Raw genomic sequence first — 705 nt, forward strand, 5'->3', positions numbered from 1 at the left:
ATATTACCGGCAAGCTGTTATCTCCCCGCAAGATCATGATGGATACCCGCGACAGGATCACCGAAGTGGGCAATAACCTGGATAAGCATGGGAAGGACTATGACGATGGCAAAGCCTTGCTTGATAATTACATCAGCCGGGAGGAATTATGGGCATGTACCACCTGTAATGCCTGCACAGAGGCCTGTCCGGTAAATATTAACCCATTGGAGATTATTACCGAAATGCGCCGCTATATCGTGATGGAAGAATCGCAGGCCCCTGCCAGCCTGAATAACATGTTTGGCAATGTTGAAAACAACGGCGCCCCCTGGAAATACAGCCAGGCCGACAGGTTGAACTGGGCGGAGAAATAGCAGGTAGGTTTAAGTCTGCAGTTAGTCAAATAGCTCCATGGTTTATATGCTATGAAAAAATGATAAATCCGAAATGGAAAACGAAAAATCCGAAATAAAGATACCCACCATGGCCCAAATGGCTGCCGAAGGCAGGGAGCCCGAGATACTGTTCTGGGTGGGCTGTGCGGGTAGTTTTGATGAGCGGGCACAAAAAATAACCCGTGATATCTGTAAGATCCTGCATCATGTGGGTATCAGCTATGCCGTGTTGGGTACCGAGGAAAGCTGCACCGGCGACCCGGCCAAGCGGGCCGGTAACGAATTTTTGTTCCAGATGCAGGCCATGACCAATATCCAGGTATTGGAT

Annotated in this window: 2 protein-coding genes; both read left to right on the plus strand. The window is 49.1% G+C overall.

The genetic code is table 11. The features are described 5' to 3' along the window. Window positions 1-356 (plus strand): 4Fe-4S dicluster domain-containing protein (locus AC1DPZ_RS28495; RefSeq protein ID WP_477409880.1); only part of this gene is annotated, 356 nt, incomplete at its 5' end. Window positions 357-429: 73 nt separating this feature from the next. Further along, the coding region (locus tag AC1DPZ_RS28500) for a heterodisulfide reductase-related iron-sulfur binding cluster (protein WP_477409882.1) at window positions 430-705 on the plus strand (276 nt) is incomplete at its 3' end.

The organism is Mucilaginibacter sp. P4_G9 (genome assembly GCF_056400985.1).